This is a genomic window from Arthrobacter sp. MA-N2, assembly GCF_000517125.1.
Lineage (GTDB): Bacteria > Actinomycetota > Actinomycetes > Actinomycetales > Micrococcaceae > Arthrobacter > Arthrobacter methylotrophus.
Genome location: NZ_KI912155.1, coordinates 2,690,793 through 2,713,790, shown reverse-complemented (window position 1 = coordinate 2,713,790; position 22,998 = coordinate 2,690,793). Strand labels below are relative to the sequence as shown.

Sequence of the window (22,998 nt, the reverse complement as noted above, 5' to 3'; positions counted from 1 at the left end):
CGGCCGTCCGCTTGCGGCATTCGTTTTCTACGCTGCGTAGAACTTTCTTCTTCTACACAGTGTAGAACAAGCCCCTGCGATATTTTCCCCACTCTTCCAGTGGCGCCGCAGCGCCGCAAGGACACGCCGGGCAGCATGTTCTACCTCACGTAGAATCGCGAGCCGAAAAGCTGTAGATTGAAGGTGGAATGTTGGATTTATCGCACTCCCCACCCGTACAACGGAGCAGGGAAGGTGCGGAAAGTAGGGATGCATTGATGGCAAGTCTTGGCGAACTGGAACGGGCGGTCATGGATCTGCTCTGGGCGGGCCAGCAGGCTGCGACAGCCAACAAACTTCGTGATCTGCTGGCGCAGGATTCCGCCGCAGCGGATGGCAACGCGGGACATCAGGGCAAGGACCTCGCAGTCACCACAGTGCTGACAGTCCTGTCCCGTCTTGAGAAGAAAGGCCTCGTGGAGCGCGAACGCGGGACCCGCCCGCACCGCTATCAGGCAGTGTCGAGCCGCGCCGACCACACGGCAGACCTCATGCACGAGGCACTGGGTTCCGCCCCGGACCGGGAAGCCGTGCTGGCCCGGTTCATTGGTTCCGTGAGCGAGAGTGAAGCCGCCACGCTGCGCAAGCTGCTCGGCAAAAACTAACCACCCATGTTCTGGACCTCATATTCTCTGGCGGTCCTTGCTTTGGTGCTGGCATGGCCGGTTCCTGTACTTTTGTCGCGCGCCGAATGGCCGGCTCGCGCACCGTTCATGGCCATGGTCCTCTGGCAGGCCATCGCGCTTGCCGGTGGCCTCTCGATGATCGGGGCCATGCTTGTCTACGGACTTGAGCCGATCGGCGACAACCTCATCGCCGGGCTGCGTTCCCTGGCCGGCATGGTGCTTCACAACGAGCCCACCACGGCGCTGGGGTTCTGGCATTTGTTCGCCTTGTCCGCGGCAGCCCTGCTGAGCGCCCACCTCGTGTTCACCCTCCTGCTCACCTACATCAAGATCGAAAGGCAGCGACGGAGGCACCGCGAACTTCTCGCCCTTCTGGCGTCGCCCTCCGACGACGGGCCCGGCACCGTGGTCATCAACCACGACTCCCCCGTCGCCTACTGCCTGCCCGGCGGCGCGCGGTCCGTCACAGTACTCTCGGACGGCCTGATGGCGGCCTTGGAGCCTGCCGAGCTCAGGGCAGTCCTGATCCACGAGAACGCGCATCTTTCGCAGCGGCACGACCTTCTTCTATGGGCCTTCGCCGCTTGGCGCCAGGCACTGCCTTGGTTCCCCACCACGCGACTCGCCCAGGTTGCAGTCAACTCCTTGATCGAGATGCTCGCCGATGACGTGGCGCTGCGCACCGAGAGCAAGGGAACGCTCATCAAGGCGATCGCGATCGTGGCCGGCGGTTCCGCCCGTCCGCTTGAGCAATTCGCGTCTCCTGCACCAAACACCGGGGCACCTTCCCCGGATGACAGCGCCTTCAGCGGGACCGGCGGCGCCGATTCCCCGCGTACGACGGCGTCGCGCGTCAGCCGGCTGCTCTCACCGAAGCCGCCACTTCCGCTTGGTCAATGCGCCTTGGTCCTTGCTGCGTCTACCATGTTGCTCGCAGTTCCGACAGGCCTGCTGATTGTGCCGGGTTTGCTGGGCTGAACAGGCCCTCCCGGGCTGAACCAGCCCTGCTGTAGCGAGCGCCCCGCCGAATCAGGCGTCGATGCGTTCCCGATCCAGGTCCGCGGCGCCGGCAATAATGAAGTCCTTGCGCGGGGCAACATCCGAACCCATCAGCAGGTCGAAGGTGTCCTCGGCCATCTTTGCATTCTCGATCCCTACCTTGCGGAGGGTTCGATGGCGTGGATCCATGGTTGTCTCGGCGAGCTGCTCGGCGTCCATCTCGCCCAAGCCCTTGTACCGCTGGATCGGCTCTTTGTAGCGCTTGCCTTCCTTGGCGAGCCGGGCCAGCAACACGTGTAGTTCAGCCTCCGAGTATGTGTAGATCATCTCGTTGGCCTTCTGGCCGGCGTTGATGACTTCCACCCGGTGGAGCGGCGGTACGGCCGCGTACACCCGGCCTTCATCGATCATCGGGCGCATGTACCGGAAGAACAGGGTGAGCAGGAGAGTACGGATGTGTGCGCCGTCGACGTCCGCGTCGGTCATCAGAATCACCTTGCCGTAACGGGCGGCGTCAATGTCGAAGCTGCGGCCCGAACCGGCTCCGACCACCTGGATGAGGGCGGCGCACTCTGCGTTGGAGAGCATGTCTCCCACCGAGGCTTTCTGCACGTTCAGGATCTTGCCACGAATTGGCAAGAGCGCTTGGAAGTCCGAGGACCGCGCCAGCTTGGCCGTGCCCAGGGCCGAATCGCCTTCCACGATGAACAACTCTGAGCGTCCGACGTCGTCCGTGCGGCAGTCTGCCAGCTTGGTGGGCATCGATGATGTTTCCAGAGCATTTTTCCGGCGCTGCGTCTCCTTGTGGACGCGGGCGGAGATGCGCGACTTCATCTCGCTGACGATCTTCTCGAGCAGCAGGGCGGACTGTGCCTTGTCGTTGCGGTTTGCCGAGTTCAGCCTCCCGGTGATCTCTTCCTCGACCACCTTGGCGACGATCGCCTTGACGGCCGAGGTGCCCAGGATTTCCTTGGTCTGGCCCTCGAACTGCGGCTCTGCCAAGCGGACCGTCAGGACTGCCGTCAGGCCGGCGAGCACGTCGTCCTTCTCGATCTTGTCGTTGCCGGCTTTTAGTCTGCGTGCATTCGTTTCCACGGCCTTGCGGAAGGTCTTCAGAAGGGCCTGTTCGAAGCCGGCCTGGTGCGTCCCGCCCTTGGGCGTTGCGATGATGTTGACGAAGCTCCGCATGGTGGTTTCGTAGCCGATCCCCCAGCGCAACGCGATGTCCACTTCGCAATCGCGCTCCACTTCAGCGATCTTGCTGTGGCCATTGTCGTCAAGGACCGGAACGGTTTCCTTGAACTTACCGGCACCATGGAGCCGCCAAATGTCAGTGACACCCGAATCCGCGGCGAGGAAGTCGACAAACTCGGAAATACCGCCGTCGTGGTGGAAGACCTCTTCGTGCGGGCCGTTCTCGCCGGGCGTACCGGGAAGCCGGCGCTCGTCGCGCACAGTCAGCTTGAGGCCCGGAACAAGGAACGAGGTTTGGCGGGCACGCGCAGCAAGGTCCTCGAGGGAGAATTTCGCGTCAGGCGTGAAGATCTGGCGGTCTGCCCAGTAACGGATTCGCGTACCGGTCACGCCCCGCTTGGCCTTGCCGACGACGTCGAGCACCGAGTCTTCGACGAAAGGCGCAAATACCGACGTCGGGCTGGGCTTGGAGCCGATGTCCTTGAACCGGCCGGGCTCGCCGCGGCGGAAAGACATCTGGTAGGTCTTGCCCCCACGGTCCACCTGGACGTCCAGACGGGAAGAGAGCGCGTTCACCACTGATGCGCCGACGCCGTGCAGGCCGCCGGAGGCCGTGTATGAGCCGCCGCCGAACTTACCGCCGGCGTGCAGTTTGGTGAAGACGACTTCGACGCCGCTCAGCCCGGTCTTGGGCTCCAGGTCCACGGGGATGCCGCGGCCGTCGTCGTGTATTTCCACTGAATTGTCCGCGTGGAGGATGATCTGGATGTCGTGGCCGAAACCAGCCAGCGCTTCGTCGACCGAGTTGTCGATGATCTCCCACAGGCAGTGCATGAGACCGCGTGAGTCGGTGGAACCGATGTACATGCCCGGACGTTTGCGGACCGCTTCCAGGCCTTCCAGGACTGAAAGGTGCCGGGCGTTGTATTCAGAACTCGGTGCCACGGGCTGGGCGCTCCTTCGGGGTGTAACAGAGGCAAAATAACACTCCTCCTAGGCTAGCCGCCCCGGAGCCAAGACGAGCGCTGCCACTCCCAATCGTGCTGGACGCCACTTCTTCCTGTTACGCATATGTGATACGCGTACAGCGAACGTGACCCATCCTTGCCATGGTTTTGCTCCGAATGCTGGTTATATGGATACACAGAACTACTAAGGAGGCCGAATATGACAACAGCAGTTGCAGACCGCACACTCAACGCAGTTGACCGGTGCGATCGTTGCGGGGCACAGGCATATGTCCGCGTTGTACTTGAGTCCTCCGGCGGTGAGCTGCTTTTCTGCGGCCACCATGCACGTGCAGTAGAGGCCACGCTGCGGCCAATGACCTCGGACTGGCATGACGAAACGGGCCGCCTTCAGGAGAAGGAACCGGCCCTGGCCGACTAGCCATCCATGGGTGGCCCCATTGGCCGCCCGGCTGACAAAATTTCCCCGGCTGACAAAATTTCACAGAGACGGCAAGGCCCCCTCCGAGCGGAGGGGGCCTTGCCGCTTTGGCGGAAGAGTCGGCTATGAGGCGGCGTCCCGCTGCGGCTTTTCCTGCCTCGCTCGCGCGACGTCGGCGGCGATCTCCGATTGCCCGCGAGCTTCAAGTCCGGCCACGACTCCGTCAATGTCCTTGTCCGGCCGATTCTGGCTCAGTTTGGCCTTCCCTTCGATCCGGGCAATGACCAGCTCGACGCCGACTATGGCACGCAATTGGCCGGAAATATAGCGCTCCGGGGCATCGTCCACGGACCACGGCCGCTCGGACTGGCCTTCGTTGAGATCGGTCAACCGCCTGACCTGGTTCCCGAGCCATGCCACATCGTCGTGGATGGTGAGCTTGCCGTAGACATGGACTGTCGAATAGTTCCAGGTGGGGACGACGCGCCCATGCTCTGCCTTCGATGCATACCAGGAAGGCGAGACGTAGGCGTCCGCGCCCTGGATGATGACGAGTGATTCTCCGATCGCGGGCTCGGACCATTGGGGGTTGGTTCGGGCGAGGTGCCCGTGGAGCGCCCCGTGCTCACCAATGGACGGATCGTAACGGAGGGGCAGGAAGGTGGCGAGCAGGCCTTGCGACGTCATCGTGACCAGGTTCGCTGCGCCTGGCCGCGTCAGGAGGCCGTCGATGACCTCAGGACCGGCGGTGAAATGCGCTGGGATGTACATGGTTTCATTCTTCCTGTTTTTGGAAAGGCAAGCGTTGTGTTCTGCTCGTCCTCAGCGGTCCTGTTGCGCAGGCGTGGGATTGAGCCGGATCCGAACCGCGATTCCAGCACTGACAATGACGGCGATGCCACCGGCGATTGTGATCCAGCTCAGGGTTTCACCGAGCAGCAGCCCGGCCCAGCAAATGCTCAGCACGGGCTGGACAAGTTGAATCTGGCTGACTCTGGCCATGGGGCCGAGGGCAAGGCCCCTGTACCAGGCGAAGAAACCCAGGAACATGCTGACGATGCCGAGGTATCCGAAAGCCGCCCACTGGACCGGTGTGGCTGACGGCGGCTGCTGAGCCAAGGAGAGGGCGGCCAGGCCGGCCATCAACGGAAGGGCGAGAACCAGCGCCCAGGATACGGTCTGCCATGCGCCGAGTTCGCGCGCGAGCAGTCCGCCTTCCGCATACCCCATGGCCGCTGCCAGGACGGAACCGAGGAGCAGGAGGTCCGCCGAGTCAAGCTGCCCGAAACCACCCGACTGCGAGGACGCAAAAGCAATCGCGGCAATGGCCCCCACCGCAGTGACCACCCGGAAGGCTCTCGGCGGATGTTCCCGCCCGCGCAGGACGGCGGCTGTAGCGGTGGCGGCAGGGAGCAGAGCGATGACGACGGCACCGTGGCTGGCGGCCGCCGTCGTGAGCGCGAACGAGGTGAGCAACGGGAAGCCGACAACAATCCCGGCGGCAACGACAGCCAGCCGCGCCCATTGGGTACCTTGAGGAAGGCGCTGTCTGGTGAGCAGGAGCGCACTTCCGGCGAGTATCGATGCGACGACGGCGCGGCCCGAACCAATAAACAGGGGCGACAGGCCCCCGACGGCCACCTTGGTGAAGGGAACAGTGAACGAGAAGGCCGCTACTCCCAGAAGGCCCCACCAGAGGCCTGTGACGGAAGTGGAGGGTATCGCTGGGCGAATTAATGTAGTAGCGCTACTATAGTCTCTCATGAGTAACGATAGCAGTTCCCGGATTGCGACGCGACTACGGGAATGGATTTCGAAAGCCGTTCCGGGCTCCCGGCTGCCGTCCACGCGATCATTGGTTGCCGAGTACAAGGCAAGCCCGGTGACCGTGCAGAAAGCACTGCAGGCACTCACCGCCCAGGGACTGATCGAGAGCCGGCCCGGCGTCGGGACCTTCGTGCGGGCCGTCCGTTCAGCGCGCCCGTCAGACTATGGCTGGCAGACTGCAGCGCTGCGGGCGCCACAAGCGCCTGCCCGCTCGGCGTCCACGACGATGCGCGACACCTCGAACGACATCATTGCGTTCCACTCCGGCTACCCGGACCGGGAACTCCTGCCGGAGCGCCTGGTGCGTGCGGCGTTCGCCCGCGCGGCCCGGGGCGACGCAGCTTTGTCCCGCCCGCCGGCTCCCGGGCTGCCCGAACTGCAGTCGTGGTTCGCCCACGAACTGGGCGCCGCGACGCCGGCAGGGGTTACCCCGCCAACGCCGAGCGACGTCATCGTGCTCCCGGGAAGCCAAAGCGGCCTCAGCTCCATCTTCAGTGCGCTGCTTGGCCATGGGCAGCCCCTGCTGATGGAATCACCCAGCTACTGGGGAGCCATCCTGGCCGCAGCGCAAGCGGGCGTCCAGGTGGTTCCGGTGCCCAGCGGTCCGGAGGGTCCCGATCCCGACGAATTGGCCAGGGCTTTTGAAGAGACGGGCGCACGGCTGTTCTACGCCCAGCCGAACTACGCCAACCCCACCGGAGCGCAATGGCCCACCCGACGGGTCGAACAAGTCCTGGAGGTCGTCCGCCAGCACGGCGCATTCCTGGTGGAGGACGACTGGGCCCACGACTTCGGCATCACCTCGTCTCCTGTGCCGATCGCTGCGCGTGACGATTCGGGCCATGTCGTCTACCTCCGCTCCCTCACGAAGAGCGTGTCACCCGCAGTCCGGGTCGCTGCAGTGATCGCACGCGGCCCGGCCCGCGAACGCATTCTGGCGGACCGGGCAGCCGAGTCGATGTATGTCAGCGGTCTGCTCCAGGCGGCGGCACTCGACGTCGTGACGCAGCCGGCGTGGCAGACACATCTTCGCAGCCTCCGCCATCAGCTCCAATCACGCCGCGACCTCCTCGTCTCAAGTCTTCAGAAGCACGCCCCCCAAGCCCACCTCAGCCTCATCCCCAAAGGCGGGCTCAACCTGTGGGCACGGCTTCCCGACGGAACCGACCTCGAAAAGCTGAGCCGTGATTGCGAGAGTGCCGGGGTCATCATTGCTGTCGGCACCGAATGGTTCCCGGCAGAACCGGCAGGTCCGTTCATCCGGCTCAACTTCGCCGGACCTAATCCTGCCGCGTTTGCCGAAGGTGCACGAATCCTCGGACAGTCGCTGGAACGTAACAGCCGCTAGAAGCAACGCAGTGAACCTGGTCTTTCCGCGGCAGCTGCGTCCAGGCACCTTGCGGGAAGGCAGAAAAGAAACGGACCCCCGGAATAATCCGGGGGTCCGTTTCGTCACGGGCCGTGCGGTTTAAGGCCGCTCGTCCGTTGCTTTAGTCAAGGTAGTCGCGCAGAACCTGCGACCGCGAAGGGTGGCGCAGCTTGGACATCGTCTTCGATTCGATCTGACGAATGCGTTCGCGGGTGACTCCATAGACCTTGCCGATTTCGTCTAAAGTCTTCGGCTGGCCATCGGTGAGACCGAAGCGCATCGCGACCACGCCTGCTTCCCGCTCGGACAAGGTATCAAGCACCGAGTGCAACTGCTCCTGGAGGAGGGTGAAGCTCACCGCGTCCGCCGGCACAACAGCTTCGGAGTCCTCGATGAGGTCGCCGAATTCGGAGTCGCCGTCCTCGCCAAGCGGGGTGTGCAACGAGATCGGCTCGCGGCCGTACTTCTGGACTTCGACGACTTTCTCGGGCGTCATGTCCAGTTCGAGCGCCAGTTCCTCAGGAGTAGGTTCACGTCCGAGGTCCTGCAGCATTTGGCGCTGAACACGGGCCAGCTTGTTGATGACTTCCACCATGTGCACGGGAATACGGATGGTGCGGGCCTGGTCCGCCATGGCACGGGTAATGGCTTGGCGGATCCACCACGTGGCGTAGGTGGAGAACTTGAAGCCCTTGGTGTAGTCGAACTTCTCCACGGCGCGGATCAGACCCAGGTTGCCTTCCTGGATGAGGTCCAGGAACAACATGCCACGGCCCGTGTAGCGCTTGGCCAAGGAAACCACCAGGCGCAGGTTGGCTTCAAGGAGGTGGTTCTTGGCCCGCTTGCCGTCGTGGATGATGAACTCGAGCTCACGCTTGAGTTTCGGGTCCATGGATCCGTCATCGGCATTGATCTTCTCTTCGGCGAAGAGACCGGCTTCAATACGGAGCGCAAGGTCGACTTCCTGCTCCGCGTTCAGCAGGGCAACCTTGCCGATCTGCTTCAGATAGTCCTTGACAGGGTCGGCGGTGGCGCCGGCAGACATCACCTGCTGGACAGGTGCGTCGTCGTCATCGGCATCCGAGTAGACAAAACCGGAACCGGTGGTGGCGGGTTTCTTGCCCTCTTCGCCTTCTTCGACTTCCTCCGTGAGCTCTGCGTCGTCGGGAACGACGGCGTCAAGATCCTCGACTTCTTCCTCGGAGTCGTCGTCGGCGCCGGCGGAGTTGTTGGCTGCTTCGGCAGCGGCCTTGGCGCCGGGCTTGGGCCCGCGCTTCTTGGGTGCCGGCTTCTCTGCACCTGGAGTCGAAGCGTTGGCAGCACGCGTTGCCGCACGCTTCGCAGCTACAGCCGCCTTCTTTTCTTCGGCGGACAGTTCGGCCAGGGCGGCGGGTTCCTTCTCGGCGGAAGACGGGGTCACAGAAAACCTTTCTAGCGGCGGTCTGTGGAATCACCATGGGGGCAACACCACTATGACCCTGTCAAGTCCGCGATCAATTTCAAGTGCCATCGCCGACTGCAGAGTCTTAAGGTAAAACTCCCGCCGACGCCTAAATGTTCCCTGAATCCGGGGACATTTACGGCGCATGAATCACGGACCCAACCGGGTCTCGGCAATCATTGTCTCACGGTTTTGGATTCCGGAGGTCGATTTCAGCCTCCTTGCAGACAATTACGCTCCAGCGGACTGTGCGCAACAGCGCGCACCCGGAGGCCCCGCGTCATGGCTTCGCATCATGCCGCTGCCCCACCGAACTTCCGCCATGCAGACGAGGGGTTCTTGGCCCAGCCACACACAGTGCCGCGCCGCAACACTTCGCTTAGAAGTTCGGCAAGCCGATAGCCTGGTTGCTCGGCGCTTGCCTGCGAAAAGAGCTCGTCGGCGAACGACCCCCGTCCCTGGCACCAATGAATCCACCCCCGGATCGTGAGCGCAGCCGCACGTCCCTCCCCCACGCCGTGCCGCGAGAGCATAGCCAGAACCTCGTCCAGGCTCGTCATCCGGGCCCAGTCTGGATGCTCCGGGTGAAGACCCAGCAACACGTCCCCGTATCGCAAAGCATTGATGTCCCTGTCCGCACTCCACGAAGATTCCCCGGATCCGGAGGATCCCTGGACATTCCCTGTTTCCGATGGTCTCCTGGTTCCCTCCGGTTTCAGTGGCACCCGGGACGCGGGACGCAGCCCGTGCGGAATGACCAAAGGTTCCCCTTCGTCACCGTCGCGGTAGAAGGAGCAGAACGCTTCTGCGCCGCCGCGGGCGACTGCTTTCCCCGCAGCTGCCAGGACCACAACTGCGTCGCGCCACGCGGGGACCCTGAGGCTCGCCCGCAGAAACGCCGCAGCCTCAGCGTCGAATTCTTCGGGAGGGCCACCATCAAGGACCCGTGTCCAGACATCCAGCACTTCTTCGAATGCCCTCCCGCTTCGCCACCCCTGAAGCATTTCTTCCAGCTTGCCGTCTTCCGCACGCATGAATCCGGGATCTACGGCAGGTTCGTCCCGAGGCCCAAGCAGCTGCGGTGATTCCCGGATGCTGCTCCCCCTGAAGACCATTTCCGCATTAATCCGGCTATCAAGGATCTGGTCCACGGGACGCCCGGGGATGGGACAGCACTCCACATCGGCGCAGAACGCGCTCCGCCAATACTCCGAACCGATGAACCATGCATCCCGCAGCGCAAGCCCACAGCCGGCCAGGACCGGTTCAAGTGACGACAGCAGCGACACGTTGCCTTGGACCACGCCGCCGTCATCCCACCCCTCGTCGCTGAAGATCGCCAGGAGTACTCCATCGGCATCACGGTCCGCTTCCAAATATTCGCCGATCGTCCGCGAATACGCGGCAAGCACTCTTTCGGACCTCGCAGATGGAAGGTCCACGCGCAGGGTGGCGCCGATGGTTTGGCCGCGCAAGGTGATGGCCACGAGGCTCTCCTTCGGCCAGAGTCCCAAGGCATGGGGAATGAAGGCCAGGATGTCTTCGGCCCGGGAGACGGTTACTCGGTTGTCTGCTGTCATGAATCCAGCATCCGCAGCAATTCGCGGCGATGACAGCCCCCAATTGCCCTATGTGGACAACGCCGCGACGACCTTGTGGAGGAACACCGCTACTGGCTGGCGCTTCGCTGCTTCGCGAGACGTTCGCGGCGCAATTCCACACGGCGCCGACGCTGAGTTGCCAGCGATACCAAGAGGGGCGGAACGTGTACGCCTTGGGCCGCCATCTGGCGGCGCACCTTGCGACGGGTGACAAGTATCAACACGCCACCCACCAGCAAGAACAGGAACTGCACGCTGAGCGCGATGCGGAAGGACGCCAGGCTGTACAGTTCCCCGCCCGAAAAACCACTGGAATGGAGTACGTCGAGAATCAGCCCCACCAAGTAGATCGTCAAGAGCGCCGCAACAAAACCGCCCACGTTGACGATGCCCGTGGCTGTGCCGATCCGGTGCGAAGGATTGAAGGTTCTGGCGAAGTCAAAACCGATCATGGAGCCGGGGCCTCCGATGGCCAGGACAACCACCAGCAGGGCGAGCAACCACAGAGGCGCCCTGCCCGGGAGCGCCAGGACCGCAGCCCAAGCGAGCGCGGTGGCCACGGTAATCAGCAGAACCATGGCCGAGCGTCGCATGGGGTGCCTGGCCACGAAGGTTCCGAACAAAGGACCGACCAGAATGCTCGTGACAACGAACAGACCCATCAGGGCGGACACAGTCGCGGTATCCAGGCCCTGCGCGGACACCAGAAACGGGTAGCCCCAGGACATGGCAAAGACGTTCCCGCTGAATTGGACCGTGAAGTGGCTCCAGAGCCCCAGTCGCGTCCCTGGTTGCTGCCAGGCGCGAGCCAAAGTCACCCCGGTGGCACGCAGCCCCTGGCCACTCTCACGCGGCGGGTGGCCGGGCGGAACGTCCCTGAGGAGGGCTACGACAAGGACGACGGCGAGCGCGGACAGGGAGCTCAGCGCGAGGAAAGCCGTAGTCCAGCCTGCAGAATGAAGGACCAGCGCGAAGGGCACCACGCTAATGAGCTGGCCGAGCTGGCCCGACATGCCGGTCAGCTGGGTGACGAGCGGAACCCGCGCCGGGGCAAACCAAATCGGGACGAGGCGTATGACAGAGACAAACGTCATGGCGTCGCCGGCGCCGACGAGCACCCTGCCGAGAACACCAGCCGGAACCGCGTCGGCATATGCCAGCTGGAGTTGGCCGAGTCCCATCAGGACGGCACCGCTCGCAATCATCGCGCGGGAGCCGAAACGGTCGACCAGGAGCCCGACCGGTATTTGGAGGCCGGCGTAGACCAGCAGTTGGAGCACTGTGAAGAAGGAAATGGCCGCGGCACTGGCATGGAACCGCTCGGTCGCTTCCAGTCCGGACACACCAAAAGATGTGCGCTGGGCGACTGCCACGAGGTAGGCAAGCACCCCGATCGTCCAAATGAGCCAGGCGCGGGGTGCGTTCACCCCTCCATTATGCCCGGGGCAGGATTAAAGCTGCTTTAAGGGCGCGCATCTTTGCGCGCGAGATAAGCCTCAACCGCCGCACCCAGGTCCTCGGCATTAGGCAGCTCGTCGTTCTCGTCGGCGAGCAAGGACCGGCGGGTGGTTCCCTCGGCTTTGTCGTCGTAGCGCGATTCGAGGTTCGAGACCACCTGCTGCACATCCTCGGATGCCTCCACCTGCTCGGCGATCTGCCGGCCCACTTCCCTTCCGGCCTCACGGAGTCGGTCGGTGGGGAGCATGAGGGAGGTCGCGGCTCCCAAGTATTCAAGGCCCGCGACCGCAGCCGACGGGTACTCGGCGTCCGCCAGGTAATGCGGGACATGGATGACGTATCCAGCCACTTTCCGCCCGGCTTCCATCAACCGCAGTTCGAGGATGTGGCCGATGGCCGAAGGAACCTCGACCGTGGGTTTCCACGTCGAGATCCCCTCGATGAGTTCAGGCCGGTTTCCGTGCACCGTCACGCCAACCGGCCGCGTGTGCGGAACCGGCATGGGGATCGAGTGGATCCAGGTGACCAGGTTCACGTCGAGTTTTTCCACGATCCCGACGACGGCGCGCGAGAAACGCTCCCACTGCAGGTCAGGTTCAAAACCGGCAAGCAGCAGGAATGGCTCGCCCAAACCGTCATTGAGCTTGTATAGCGCCAACTGGGGAGCTTTGTAATCCTCCAGATGGTCTTCCACAAAACTGATGTGGGGACGGCGCGTGCGGTAGTCGATGAGCTGATCGGCATCGAATACCGCCACGGTTTCGACTTCGAGTGCATCCAGCAGTTCACGGTTGATCTGCTGGACCACGTGGCCGGCATCGGCAAACCCAGTGAAGCCCATCAGCATGTTGAGGCCCCTGATGTCCGGGCTGTGGAAGAGCTCAATGTTGCTCGCGTAGAGCGACTCGGGGTCAAGGAGGGAGCCGGAAATCCGTTCAAACACGGCGTTTTCCTTTCGCGGTTACACATTCGAGGAGGAGCAGGCGGCTACACACCGCGGCAATGCCTCGGCGGCCAGCCACGCTCCATGTATTGATACAACGTTTAGGACCAGCCACGCATTCCTCTCAATCGATGTGCTGCAAATCTCATTTAATTGCTTTCCGGCCCGGCAAACCGACTACGATCAAGACGTGCCGCTGTGCGCGGACCACTCAACCACCGACGTTGCCACAAGCTGGCGACCGAGGGGTATCAGGGCCGGCGCCTAACATGCAGCCCGGCCAAGCCATGCAGAGAGAGATGAGGACAGATCCTCGTGGTGAAGACTACAGACATCACCCTTGGCACGATCGCCAAGGACCTGAAGAAGTCGCCCAGCGACGCACTCGTGATAGGCATCGGACAGGGCGAGGACGGGCCAGTGCTGCTCGGAAATCCCCTGGGCGCGAAAGCCGCGGAATCCCTCGCGGCTTCGTTGGGCCTCCTCGGCATCACTGGAGCAGCCGATCAGGTTCACCGTCTGCCAGGTCTTCCGGAGACCGGTTCGGCCGTTCTGGTTCTGGCAGGTGTCGGCAAGGTTGCCGACACCCTCCTCTCGGAAGAGGCCCTGCGCCGCGCGGCTGGATCCGCCGTCCGCCAGCTGGCCGGCTTGTCCTCCGTGACCCTCGCGCTCCCGACGGCGTCCCTCGACGACGTCGCGGCCGTCGCCGAGGGCGCCGTGTTGGGTTCCTACTCCTACACAGAGCACCGCTCCAGCAAGGATGGCCTCAAGGATCCCGTCGGCAAAGTCCTGATCCACACGGCATTTGACAGCAAGGACGTCCAGCCTGCGCTTGACCGGGCCCTGCTCGTGGGACGCGCAGTCAACAACACCCGCACCCTGGTCAACCAGCCGCCGAGCCACCTTTTCCCTGAGTCCTTTGCCGAAGCTGCCAAAGAACTCTCCAAGGGACTTCCCGTCAAGGTGACCGTGTGGGACGAGAAGCGCCTCGAAAAGGACGGCTTCGGCGGAATCCTTGGCGTCGGCAAGGGTTCAACCCGTCAGCCCCGACTGGTCAAGGTCGAGTACGCCCCGGCCAAGGCCACCAGGAAGATCGCACTGGTCGGCAAGGGCATCACTTTTGACACTGGCGGCATTTCCATTAAGCCCGCCCTCGGCATGGGCGACATGAAGAGCGACATGGCGGGTGCCGCCGTCGTACTTAATACGGTCTTGGCGGTCGCCGGGCTCGGGCTGCCGGTCAAGGTGACCGCGTGGCTCTGCATTGCCGAGAACATGCCGTCCGGCGCGGCACAGCGCCCGGCCGACGTCCTCACGGTGTACGGCGGCAAGACGGTTGAGGTTCTCAATACCGACGCCGAGGGACGCCTTGTCATGGCGGACGGGATCGTGGCGGCGAGCCTCGAACAGCCTGATGCCATCATCGACGTCGCAACGCTCACGGGCGCGCAACTGATCGCCCTCGGCAACCGCACCGCCGGTGTCATGGGATCCGACGCCGTCACCGGCGCGCTCAAGTCCGCCGCAGACCGCGCCGGCGAGCTCGTGTGGCCGATGCCGCTGCCAGAGGAACTTCGGGCCAGCCTCGACTCGCAGGTGGCCGACATCGCCAACATCGGCGAACGCCACGGCGGCATGATGACCGCAGCCGTTTTCCTTCGCGAGTTCGTCGGCAAGGACGCCGCGGGCAAGCAAATCCCCTGGGCACACGTCGACATAGCCGGTCCGTCCTTCAACAACGGCAACCCCTACGGCTACACCCCCAAGCAGGGCACCGGTTGCACCGTCCGGACACTGCTTGCCTACGTGGAAGACCTGCTGGCAACGGCCTGAACCGGCACCCACGTGGGGCCGGTCATGACCGGCCCCACGGCCCGACGTGAGTCTGGCCACAAGCGCCCCACAAAAGCCTCGGCAGGGTGGAGCATGGATAAGTGGTTCGCTAAGGTGAACCACGGTAGTCACAAATGCAAGAGAACTTCGGTGCTGGCATAATCGCCGCAGTACAAGTTCCAAGACCAGATGACGCGTAGTCGCGTGTCATCGCTCACGCGAGGGAGCGTCCTAGTGGCCGATCAGGCAACTGCGCAAGAATTCGACATCCTGGTACTCGGCGGCGGCAGCGGCGGCTACGCCACGGCCCTGCGTGCCGTTCAGCTTGGTTTCACCGTTGGCCTCGTCGAGAAGGGCAAACTCGGCGGCACCTGCCTGCACAACGGGTGCATCCCCACCAAGGCACTCCTGCACTCGGCGGAACTGGCCGACCACGCACGCGACTCCGCCAAGTACGGCGTCAACGTCACGCTGGACAGCATCGACATCAATGCTGTGAACGCTTACAAAGACGGAATTGTCGCCGGTAAGTTCAAGGGCCTGCAGGGACTCATCAAGTCCAAGGGCATCACTGTCATCGAAGGCGAAGGCAAGCTGCACGGCACCGACACCGTCGTCGTGAACGGCACCGCCTACAAGGGCAAGAACATCGTCCTGGCCACGGGTTCCTACTCCCGCTCCCTCCCGGGCCTGGAAATCGGCGGCCGCGTCATCACCTCCGATGAAGCTTTGACCATGGATTACATCCCGAAGAGCGTGATCGTGCTCGGCGGGGGCGTCATCGGCGTCGAATTCGCTTCTGTCTGGAAGTCCTTCGGGGTCGACGTCACCATTGTTGAAGGCCTCCCCTCCCTCGTTCCCAACGAGGACACCGCCATAGTCAAGAACCTGGAGCGCGCCTTCAAGAAGCGCGGCATCAAGTTCAGCACCGGCGTCTTCTTCCAGGGCGTGGAGCAGGACGAGAACGGCGTGAAGGTCACTTTGGTCGACGGCCAGACCTTCGAAGCCGATCTCCTCCTGGTTGCCGTGGGCCGTGGCCCGGTCACTGCGAACCTCGGGTACGAAGAAGCAGGCGTCACCATCGATCGCGGCTTCGTCATCACCAACGAACGCCTGCACACCGGCGTCGGCAACATCTACGCAGTCGGTGACATCGTCCCCGGCGTCCAGCTCGCCCACCGCGGGTACCAGCAGGGCATTTTCGTTGCCGAAGAGATCGCCGGCCTGAAGCCGGTGGTCGTCGAAGACGTGAACATCCCGAAGGTCACCTACTGCGAACCTGAAATCGCCACCGTTGGCTACACCGAAAAGGGCGCCAAGGAGAAGTTCGGCGACGACCAGGTCCAGATCCAGGAATACAACCTGGCTGGCAACGGCAAGAGCTCTATTTTGGGAACGAGTGGCATCGTCAAGGTGGTCCGCCAGAAGGACGGTCCCGTCGTCGGCATCCACATGATCGGCTCGCGCATGGGCGAACAGATCGGCGAAGCACAGCTGATCGTCAACTGGGAAGCACACCCGGAAGACGTGGCCCAGTTCATCCACGCACACCCGACGCAGAACGAGGCCCTGGGCGAAGTCCACCTCGCGCTGGCAGGCAAGCCGCTCCACGGCTAAGTCTTTCGCAAGACACCCGGTCCTGCGCCCGCACGAACTGCGGACGCAGGACCCCAGCAGGCAACACTCATCCGCACTAAAGATCAATAAGGAGAACGGGGACGACATGTCTGAATCCGTTAACTTGCCCGCCCTTGGTGAAAGCGTCACCGAAGGCACCGTTACCCGCTGGCTCAAGCAGGTTGGTGACCGAGTGGAAGTCGACGAGCCCCTGCTCGAAGTTTCCACCGACAAAGTAGACACCGAAATCCCGTCTCCTATTGCCGGTATCATCGAAGAGATTCTCGTAGCTGAAGACGAGACCGCCGAGGTCGGCGCTCCCCTGGTTCGGATCGGCAGCGGCAGCAACGGCGCTGCAGCACCCGCAGCCGCACCTGCGGAAGAAGCCCCGGCAGCTCCCGCCCCGGCACCGGCACCCGCCCCTGAAGCAGCACCGGCTCCCGCAGCCGAAGCAACCGCAGCCCCCGCAGCAAGCTCCGGCCAGGCATCGGGCCACGACGTGACCCTCCCTGCCCTGGGCGAAAGCGTCACTGAAGGCACCGTCACCCGCTGGCTCAAGGCCGTCGGCGACACCGTCGAGGTCGACGAACCGCTCCTCGAGGTCTCCACCGACAAGGTCGACACCGAGATCCCTTCCCCCGTGGCCGGCACGTTGCTCGAGATCCGCGTCAACGAGGACGACACTGCGGAGGTCGGCGCCGTTCTTGCCGTCATCGGCTCCGGCGCACCTGCCGCCGCTACACCCGCACCCGCCGCCGCTGCACCCGAAGCTGCTCCGGCACCGGCCGCCGCCGCAGCTGCCCCGGCACCGGCCGCCGCGGCAGCTGCCCCGGCACCCGTTGTTGAAGCAGTGCCTGCACCGGCCGCGGCCCCTGCCACACCTGCACCAGCCGCCGCACCCGCAGCTGCGCCGTCGGCTCCGGCGGAATCCGGCTACGTCACCCCCCTTGTCCGCAAGCTTGCCAACCAGAACGGTGTTGACATCAGCACGGTGGCTGGCACCGGCGTCGGCGGCCGTATCCGGAAACAGGACGTCCTCGCCGCGGCCGACGCAATGAAAACGGCGGCGCAGGCAGCCTCGACTTCCGCGGCGGCGTCCGCCGCACCGGCAGCCCCCGGGAAGCCCGCTGCCGCCCCGGTTGCGGCGTCCTCGCTGCGCGGGACTGTCGAGAAGGCTCCCCGCATCCGCCAGGTCATCGCCCGTCGCATGCGCGAATCCCTCGAAACCTCCACGCAGCTGACCCAGGTGCACGAGGTCGACATGACCAAGATCGCCAAGCTCCGCCTCAAGGCCAAGGGTTCCTTCGAGGCTCAGAACGGCGTCAAGCTGACCTTCCTGCCATTCATCGCCAAGGCTGTCGCCGAGGCATTGAAGCAGCACCCCAAGCTGAACGCTGCCTATGACGAGGACAAGCAGGAGATCACCTACCACAACGCGGAACACCTCGCGATTGCGGTGGACACCGACAAGGGCCTGCTGGTTCCGGTCGTTACCGACGCCGGCAACCTGAACCTCGCCGGCCTGGCCAGCAAGATCGCCGACGTCGCCAGCCGCACCCGCCAAGGGAAGATTGGTCCGGACGAGCTGTCCGGCGGCACCTTCAGCATCACCAACATCGGTTCTGTCGGAGCCCTGTTCGACACGCCGATCATCAACCAGCCGCAGGTGGGAATCCTGGGTACTGGTGCCATCGTCAAGCGCCCGGTAGTGGTTGCCGACGAGAACGGCGACGACTCTATCGCTATCCGCTCCATGATGTACCTGTCTCTGACGTACGATCACCGACTGGTGGACGGCGCCGACGCAGGCCGCTTCCTGCAGACCCTCAAGGCCCGCCTTGAAGAGGGTTTGTTCGAAGCTGACCTGGGTCTCTAATCCCAGTCGCCCCGATAGCATGCAACGCCTGAGGTTGCGCTAGCAACGGGCAGGTCCCGGCACGAAACTGCCGGGACCTGCCCTTTTTTGCCTTCATTTTGTTCCGTGGCTTTGCTACGGCACGTAGAAGTTTCTGGCTAAGCTGGGGCCATGAGTATTCTCTTCAACGTCCTGCTGTTCTTGCACATCGTCGGCGCAGCCATGATTGTGGGCTACTGGATCGCCACCATGAAGCAGCCCACCGTCCACCCACGCCAGCGCGACGGCGCGTTCGTGCAGCTGATTACCGGTATTGCCATGATGGGTCTCCTGCCGGTGCTCCACAATCAAGACCCGGCCGAATTCGGCGAACCCAACTACTTCAAGCTCGGCATCAAGTTCGCCATCGGTCTCGCAGTCGCCGTGATGGCCGTCATCGGTGCGCGCAAGGTCAAGAAGGGCGAACCGGTCTCTACCGGCCTGGCCCACGGAGTAGGCGGACTGGCGCTGCTCAACATCGCGATTGCGACCATCTGGCAGTAATCCGGGAGAACCCCGCGGAACACGCCGCGAGGAACGAACAGAGCGGCCGCCCGGACCCTCCCGTCCCGGCGGCCGCTGCTGTCTCTAGCTCGGCAGTCACAATCCTCTGAGAGCGGACAAGCGGTGCGCCGCCGTCGTCGAATCCCTAGGATTGAACCCGGCGGCATCCGGCATCCGGACGCCAATTCGCAACGACGCTGAGGAGTGGACATGGCTACAACACGCACCGCACACACCGTATGGAACGGCAACCTGATCGAAGGCGCCGGCAACACCACGCTGGACAGCTCCGGACTCGGAACCTTCAACGTCACCTGGAAGGCCCGCGCGGAGTCCGCGGAGGGCAAGACCAGCCCCGAAGAGTTGATTGCCGCCGCACACTCGGCATGCTTTTCCATGGCCTTCAGCAACGGCGTGGCAGGCGCAGGCTTCACGCCGGAAGAGGTCAACACCAAGGCCGACGTGACCTTCCAGCCCGGCGAGGGCATCACGGGCATCCACCTGACCGTGAGCGCACGCATCCCCGGCGTCTCCGAAGAAGAATTCCAGCGCCTCGCCGAAGACGCCAAGGTCAACTGCCCGGTCTCACAGGCGCTCAAGGCAACCCCGATCACCTTGGACGCCACGCTCGCTTCCTAGCGGCAACACGTCCAAAGCAGCGAAGTCCCCGCCTTCCTTCCGGGAGGCGGGGACTTCGCTGTTGTGGCTTAGCCGCTAGCCCTTGTGCGGCCTCGCGGGCAGCTTGGCCGGGCGGACCTTGCGGTAGCCCTCACGCAGCGGAGGCCGGTCCGTGGGCAGTTCCTGGACCATTTCCTTAAGCGCGCCGATCCCGTACTCCAACTGGGGATCAGTGCCAGCTGCATATGCGTGCGGCGGGAACACCACTTCGATGTCAGGCTCCACCCCGAAGTTCTCCACGCTCCAGCCGATGCCCCCGGAGAACCAAGTCGCATAGCGGGGTTGCGTCACACCGGTGCCATCTGCCAGCGTGAAGCGGTTGTCGATGCCCACGACGCCGCCCCAGGTCCTGGTACCGATGACCGGGCCGATGCCCCGGAGTTTGGACACCTGGGTGATGATGTCCCCATCGGAGCCGGCGAATTCGTCGGTCAGGATGATGACTGGACCGCGCGGAGCGTGATGAGGGTACGTGCGCGGCTTTTCGCCGCGGGGCATGCTCCAGCCGGTGACCTTGCGGCCGATCAGTTCGGCCACCAATTGGGAAGTATGGCCACCGCGGTTGCGACGGACATCAACAATCAGCCCATCAAGCGCAGTCTCCGTGTCGAGGTCCCGGTGAAGCTGCGCCCAGCCGTTGGCCATCATGTCCGGAACGTGCAGGTAGCCGAACGTTCCGTCCGAGGCCTCGCGCACGGTGCGCCTGTTGGCGTGCACCCATTCCTGGTACCGCAGGCGTTCCTCGTCCTTCACTGGAACCACGGCGATCCGCCGCTGCCGGCCCGCTGCTTCACCGTGCCCGGCGCCGTTCAACAGCGTGAGTTCCACTGCCCGGCCTGCCGCGCCGACCAGCTGTTGGGCCGGAGTACGGTCCGCGGACAGCCCGACGCCGTCGATCGCCAGAATGACGTCGCCCACCTTCGCATCGGCTCCAGGCCGGGTCAACGGGGAGTTTGCCAGAGGGTCCGAAGTGTCTCCGGCGAGGATGCGCGTGATCTCCCAGCCGGCCTCCGTGAGCTTGAGGTCGGCACCGAGCCTGCCCTGTCCATTGCTCCCGGGTTCACTCACTGCCGCCGGACGCACGTAAGCGTGCGAGGTACCCAGCTCCCCGTGCAGTTCCCACAAGAGGTCCACAAGATCGTCGTGCGAACCCAGTCGTTCGACGATTGGACGGTACCTCCGGTGTACCGATTCCCAGTCCTGTCCTGCCATGTCTTCGGTCCAGAAGAAGTCCCGCTGCAGCCGCCATGCTTCGTCGAATGCCTGTCCCCATACGGCCACTGGATCCAGGACGACCCGGATACGGTTCAGCTCAACTTTCACGAGCTCACCGGATTCTTCGTCAACCTTGGCGTCCGACGGTACGGCAACAACCTGTTTGTCATTGACGTAGACCAGCTTCTTGCCATCTCCGGACAGGCGATAGCGCTCGACCGCGGAGACCAGGGTGACGTGTTTCTGCTTCGAAAGCTCGTAGCGGACCAGCGCGGGAGCGGGTGCCTTGTCCTGCACCTTTCCACGGCCGTCGCCGGTGACTCCCGAAAGCGGCGTGTCGAGCCAGAGCAACGCTCCGCCGGAGGCCGAAAGTTCCGAGTAGTTACCCTGAGGCACCGGGACACCCACCACTCGCAAGGGCAGGCCCTCGATGTCCACGCGGACCTGGACGGTAGGCGAGGCCCCATCCTTCGCCGATGTGGCAGGCTCAACGTCATCCTCGTCCAGAAGGTCCACTACCGGGCCGAATGGAGACGGAGTGTCCGCTGCGAGAGCCACGAGATAGGGCTTGATGGGGCTGGGGAAAGACAAGTCAAAGGCATGGCCGTCGTAGACGGGATCAAAACTGCGGTTGGACAGGAACGCCAGGAACTTGCCATCGGGAGTGAACGCTGGTGATTCGTCGCAGAATCGTCCATCGGTGACATCCACGATGTCTTCCGGCTTGGCGGTGCTGACCATGCGCAATTTGCTCCGGGAGCCGAAGGCCGTGACGGGTTCGGACCACGCCAGCCATTGTGAGTCGGGAGACCACGCGAGGCCGTCAATGCTGCCGTCCCCGACGCTGAACAGCAGCGACAAGGTGCCGCTGGCCGCGTCGGCCAGGTAGACGTCCCCGAACGCAGTTCCCACGGCAAGCCACCGGCCATCAGGGCTGGGCTCGAGGGCGCTCGGACGGGCTGCCTTGGGAAAGTCAATGCGCAGGACATCGATGCGCGGCCCTTCCGCCCGGTCATCCGCGGCTCCTACCGGGGCAGCTTCCTTCTCCCCGGAAGGCGGGACCGGCTCCGCATACGTTTCCGGTAGCCGGACGCCGGACGTGACAGGCTGCCCGGCGATAGCCGACGCCGAAACGGGGCGGGGCAGTTGCTCGGCCCCGCCCTCCGCACTTTCGCGCGGCTCCGGTGTGGTGTCCGGGACCGGCGCTTTGAGGACGGGCTGGCCGATTCGAGGGGCAATCCGCTTGATGTACACGGAATCGACGCCGTCGTGGTCTGCCACGTAAGCGATGCGACCGTCGATGAGGGGCCGGGGAAGCCTTGCGCGGACGCCGGGAGTCGCTTCGACCACCCGGGATGGTCCGTCTTTGTGGCGCAGCCAGTGGATGGTCCCGTGGGTTTCCACCGCGCTGGCCGAACCTGCTGCGTTGGGGAAGACTTCGCCCAAGTGGGCGGCAACTTTGAGGGGCGCCGGGCGGCGCGACTGCGATGACGAGCCCAGCGTAATCTCCAGACGCACTGCTTCGGACGTGGCGTCGAGCGTCGGCAGGATCCACAACTCGCCGGCCGATTCAAAGATGACCCGTTTGCCGTCGCTTGCGGCATGCCGTACGTAGAAGTCCTCGTGATCGGTGTGCCGACGCAGGTTCGAACCGTCCGGCTGCACAGAGTAGAGATTTCCGTAACCCTCGTGGTCCGAAAGGAAAGCAATCCGACCGTCCACCCATAGGGGATCTGCGAGGTTCCCGTCGAGTTCCGGAAGCAGCCGGGCGAACTCGCCGTTACCGTCGGCATCAATCCACAGTTTTCCAGCGGTACCGCCACGGTAACGCTTCCACCATGCCGGCTCCCGGGAGAGCACGCTGGCAAGGACTACGGGCCGTTCGTCCCCCACTTCCGGGCCAAACGCCAGCGATTCCACCGGACCGAATGGGAGCTCGACGGCGGGGCCACCGTCGAGGGGTAAGGCGTAAGCATGTGTGTGCCGTCCCTCAGCCTGTTCGAACGCGGTCGTAACGACCACGTCGCCCGAGGAGGTGAATCCTTTGACCCGGGTGGTGCTGTGGCCGAAGTAGCTCAACTGCCGGTACCCGCCGCCGTCGACCTCTGCTGTCACCACTTCGGGAGCAGCCCCGACGATCGTCGTCCAGACGAGCCGCTTGCCGTCCGGGGTGAAGCGGGGATTGCGTGCAGGCAACTGCTGGGCTGAAATCCGCCACGCGCGGCCTCCGGCCAAGGGGGCGATCCAAACGTCGTCTTCGGCCACGAAAGTAAGCAGATCACCGTGCACATGCGGGAAACGGAAGTAGCTGGAGGAGGTCATTGTTCGATCATAGTCAAAGGAGAAGGGAGCCCCTTGAGGCCTGCCGTAG

The 22,998-nt window shown here is 63.9% G+C and carries 17 protein-coding genes; 9 read left to right on the top strand and 8 right to left on the bottom strand.

Annotated features, from left to right (window positions below; genetic code table 11):
• Positions 1–257: 257 nt before the first annotated feature.
• On the top strand, positions 258–644 hold the full coding sequence (locus A3M3_RS0113325; RefSeq protein ID WP_028266764.1) for a BlaI/MecI/CopY family transcriptional regulator: 387 nt from the start codon (positions 258–260) through the stop codon (positions 642–644).
• A gap of 6 nt (positions 645–650) precedes the next feature.
• A complete protein-coding gene (locus A3M3_RS0113320; protein ID WP_028266763.1) occupies positions 651–1,643 on the top strand; it encodes a M56 family metallopeptidase in 993 nt (330 codons plus the stop codon).
• 51 nt (positions 1,644–1,694) lie between these two features.
• Here A3M3_RS0113320 and A3M3_RS0113315 read toward each other — a convergent pair whose 3' ends face one another.
• Complete coding sequence (locus tag A3M3_RS0113315; RefSeq protein ID WP_028266762.1) at positions 1,695–3,803, bottom strand: DNA gyrase/topoisomerase IV subunit B; 2,109 nt, start codon at positions 3,801–3,803, stop codon at positions 1,695–1,697.
• A gap of 222 nt (positions 3,804–4,025) precedes the next feature.
• Between A3M3_RS0113315 and A3M3_RS0113310 the strand changes: the two genes are divergently transcribed.
• Positions 4,026–4,247 (top strand): DUF7455 domain-containing protein, encoded by a 222-nt coding sequence (locus A3M3_RS0113310; RefSeq protein ID WP_028266761.1) that lies wholly within the window; start codon positions 4,026–4,028, stop codon positions 4,245–4,247.
• Between the two features lie 123 nt (positions 4,248–4,370).
• Here A3M3_RS0113310 and A3M3_RS0113305 read toward each other — a convergent pair whose 3' ends face one another.
• Entirely contained in the window at positions 4,371–5,018 is a 648-nt protein-coding gene (locus A3M3_RS0113305; protein WP_028266760.1) for an FMN-binding negative transcriptional regulator, read from the bottom strand.
• Between the two features lie 51 nt (positions 5,019–5,069).
• Entirely contained in the window at positions 5,070–6,011 is a 942-nt protein-coding gene (locus A3M3_RS0113300) for a DMT family transporter (protein ID WP_028266759.1), read from the bottom strand.
• Here A3M3_RS0113300 and A3M3_RS0113295 point away from each other — a divergent pair.
• On the top strand, positions 6,010–7,422 hold the full coding sequence (locus A3M3_RS0113295; protein ID WP_028266758.1) for an aminotransferase-like domain-containing protein: 1,413 nt from the start codon (positions 6,010–6,012) through the stop codon (positions 7,420–7,422). The genes A3M3_RS0113300 and A3M3_RS0113295 overlap by 2 nt on opposite strands.
• A gap of 142 nt (positions 7,423–7,564) precedes the next feature.
• On the opposite strand, the gene A3M3_RS0113290 is transcribed toward A3M3_RS0113295, so the two are convergent.
• The 4 genes from A3M3_RS0113290 to A3M3_RS0113275 form a co-directional block, all read right to left on the bottom strand.
• Complete coding sequence (locus A3M3_RS0113290) at positions 7,565–8,863, bottom strand: RNA polymerase sigma factor (RefSeq protein ID WP_028266757.1); 1,299 nt, start codon at positions 8,861–8,863, stop codon at positions 7,565–7,567.
• Positions 8,864–9,177: 314 nt separating this feature from the next.
• The gene (locus A3M3_RS0113285; RefSeq protein WP_028266756.1) at positions 9,178–10,464 is read right to left on the bottom strand and encodes a DUF4192 domain-containing protein; all 1,287 of its coding nucleotides are present in this window, start codon (positions 10,462–10,464) and stop codon (positions 9,178–9,180) included.
• Between the two features lie 89 nt (positions 10,465–10,553).
• Entirely contained in the window at positions 10,554–11,912 is a 1,359-nt protein-coding gene (locus A3M3_RS0113280; protein WP_028266755.1) for an MFS transporter, read from the bottom strand.
• Positions 11,913–11,947: 35 nt separating this feature from the next.
• Positions 11,948–12,886, bottom strand: coding sequence for a proteasome assembly chaperone family protein (locus A3M3_RS0113275; RefSeq protein ID WP_028266754.1), 939 nt, complete (start codon positions 12,884–12,886; stop codon positions 11,948–11,950).
• 315 nt (positions 12,887–13,201) lie between these two features.
• Between A3M3_RS0113275 and A3M3_RS0113270 the strand changes: the two genes are divergently transcribed.
• From A3M3_RS0113270 to A3M3_RS0113250, 5 genes are all read left to right on the top strand, one after another.
• Positions 13,202–14,719 (top strand): leucyl aminopeptidase, encoded by a 1,518-nt coding sequence (locus tag A3M3_RS0113270; protein WP_028266753.1) that lies wholly within the window; start codon positions 13,202–13,204, stop codon positions 14,717–14,719.
• A gap of 234 nt (positions 14,720–14,953) precedes the next feature.
• Positions 14,954–16,336 (top strand): dihydrolipoyl dehydrogenase, encoded by a 1,383-nt coding sequence (lpdA, locus tag A3M3_RS0113265; protein WP_028266752.1) that lies wholly within the window; start codon positions 14,954–14,956, stop codon positions 16,334–16,336.
• A gap of 106 nt (positions 16,337–16,442) precedes the next feature.
• Positions 16,443–18,212, top strand: coding sequence for a 2-oxoglutarate dehydrogenase, E2 component, dihydrolipoamide succinyltransferase (gene sucB / locus A3M3_RS0113260; RefSeq protein ID WP_028266751.1), 1,770 nt, complete (start codon positions 16,443–16,445; stop codon positions 18,210–18,212).
• A 150-nt stretch (positions 18,213–18,362) separates the two neighbouring features.
• Positions 18,363–18,734 carry a membrane protein gene (locus A3M3_RS0113255; protein ID WP_028266750.1) on the top strand — a complete coding sequence of 124 codons (372 nt, stop codon included), beginning with the start codon at positions 18,363–18,365 and terminating at the stop codon, positions 18,732–18,734.
• A gap of 210 nt (positions 18,735–18,944) precedes the next feature.
• Complete coding sequence (locus A3M3_RS0113250; protein ID WP_028266749.1) at positions 18,945–19,373, top strand: OsmC family protein; 429 nt, start codon at positions 18,945–18,947, stop codon at positions 19,371–19,373.
• Between the two features lie 75 nt (positions 19,374–19,448).
• On the opposite strand, the gene A3M3_RS0113245 is transcribed toward A3M3_RS0113250, so the two are convergent.
• Positions 19,449–22,949, bottom strand: a complete 3,501-nt coding sequence (locus tag A3M3_RS0113245; protein WP_028266748.1) for a S41 family peptidase — start codon at positions 22,947–22,949, stop codon at positions 19,449–19,451.
• Positions 22,950–22,998 lie beyond the last annotated feature (49 nt).

Excerpts from the sequence above, each read along its gene's own strand:
- A3M3_RS0113325 (WP_028266764.1), top strand. The coding sequence starts at position 258 with ATGGCAAGTCTTGGCGAACTGGAACGGGCGGTCATGGATCTGCTCTGG.
- A3M3_RS0113320 (WP_028266763.1), top strand. The coding sequence starts at position 651 with ATGTTCTGGACCTCATATTCTCTGGCGGTCCTTGCTTTGGTGCTGGCA.
- A3M3_RS0113310 (WP_028266761.1), top strand. The coding sequence starts at position 4,026 with ATGACAACAGCAGTTGCAGACCGCACACTCAACGCAGTTGACCGGTGC.
- A3M3_RS0113305 (WP_028266760.1), bottom strand. The coding sequence starts at position 5,018 with ATGTACATCCCAGCGCATTTCACCGCCGGTCCTGAGGTCATCGACGGC.
- A3M3_RS0113295 (WP_028266758.1), top strand. The coding sequence starts at position 6,010 with ATGAGTAACGATAGCAGTTCCCGGATTGCGACGCGACTACGGGAATGG.
- A3M3_RS0113300 (WP_028266759.1), bottom strand. The coding sequence starts at position 6,011 with ATGAGAGACTATAGTAGCGCTACTACATTAATTCGCCCAGCGATACCC.
- A3M3_RS0113285 (WP_028266756.1), bottom strand. The coding sequence starts at position 10,464 with ATGACAGCAGACAACCGAGTAACCGTCTCCCGGGCCGAAGACATCCTG.
- sucB (WP_028266751.1), top strand. The coding sequence starts at position 16,443 with ATGTCTGAATCCGTTAACTTGCCCGCCCTTGGTGAAAGCGTCACCGAA.
- A3M3_RS0113255 (WP_028266750.1), top strand. The coding sequence starts at position 18,363 with ATGAGTATTCTCTTCAACGTCCTGCTGTTCTTGCACATCGTCGGCGCA.
- A3M3_RS0113250 (WP_028266749.1), top strand. The coding sequence starts at position 18,945 with ATGGCTACAACACGCACCGCACACACCGTATGGAACGGCAACCTGATC.
- A3M3_RS0113245 (WP_028266748.1), bottom strand. The coding sequence starts at position 22,949 with ATGACCTCCTCCAGCTACTTCCGTTTCCCGCATGTGCACGGTGATCTG.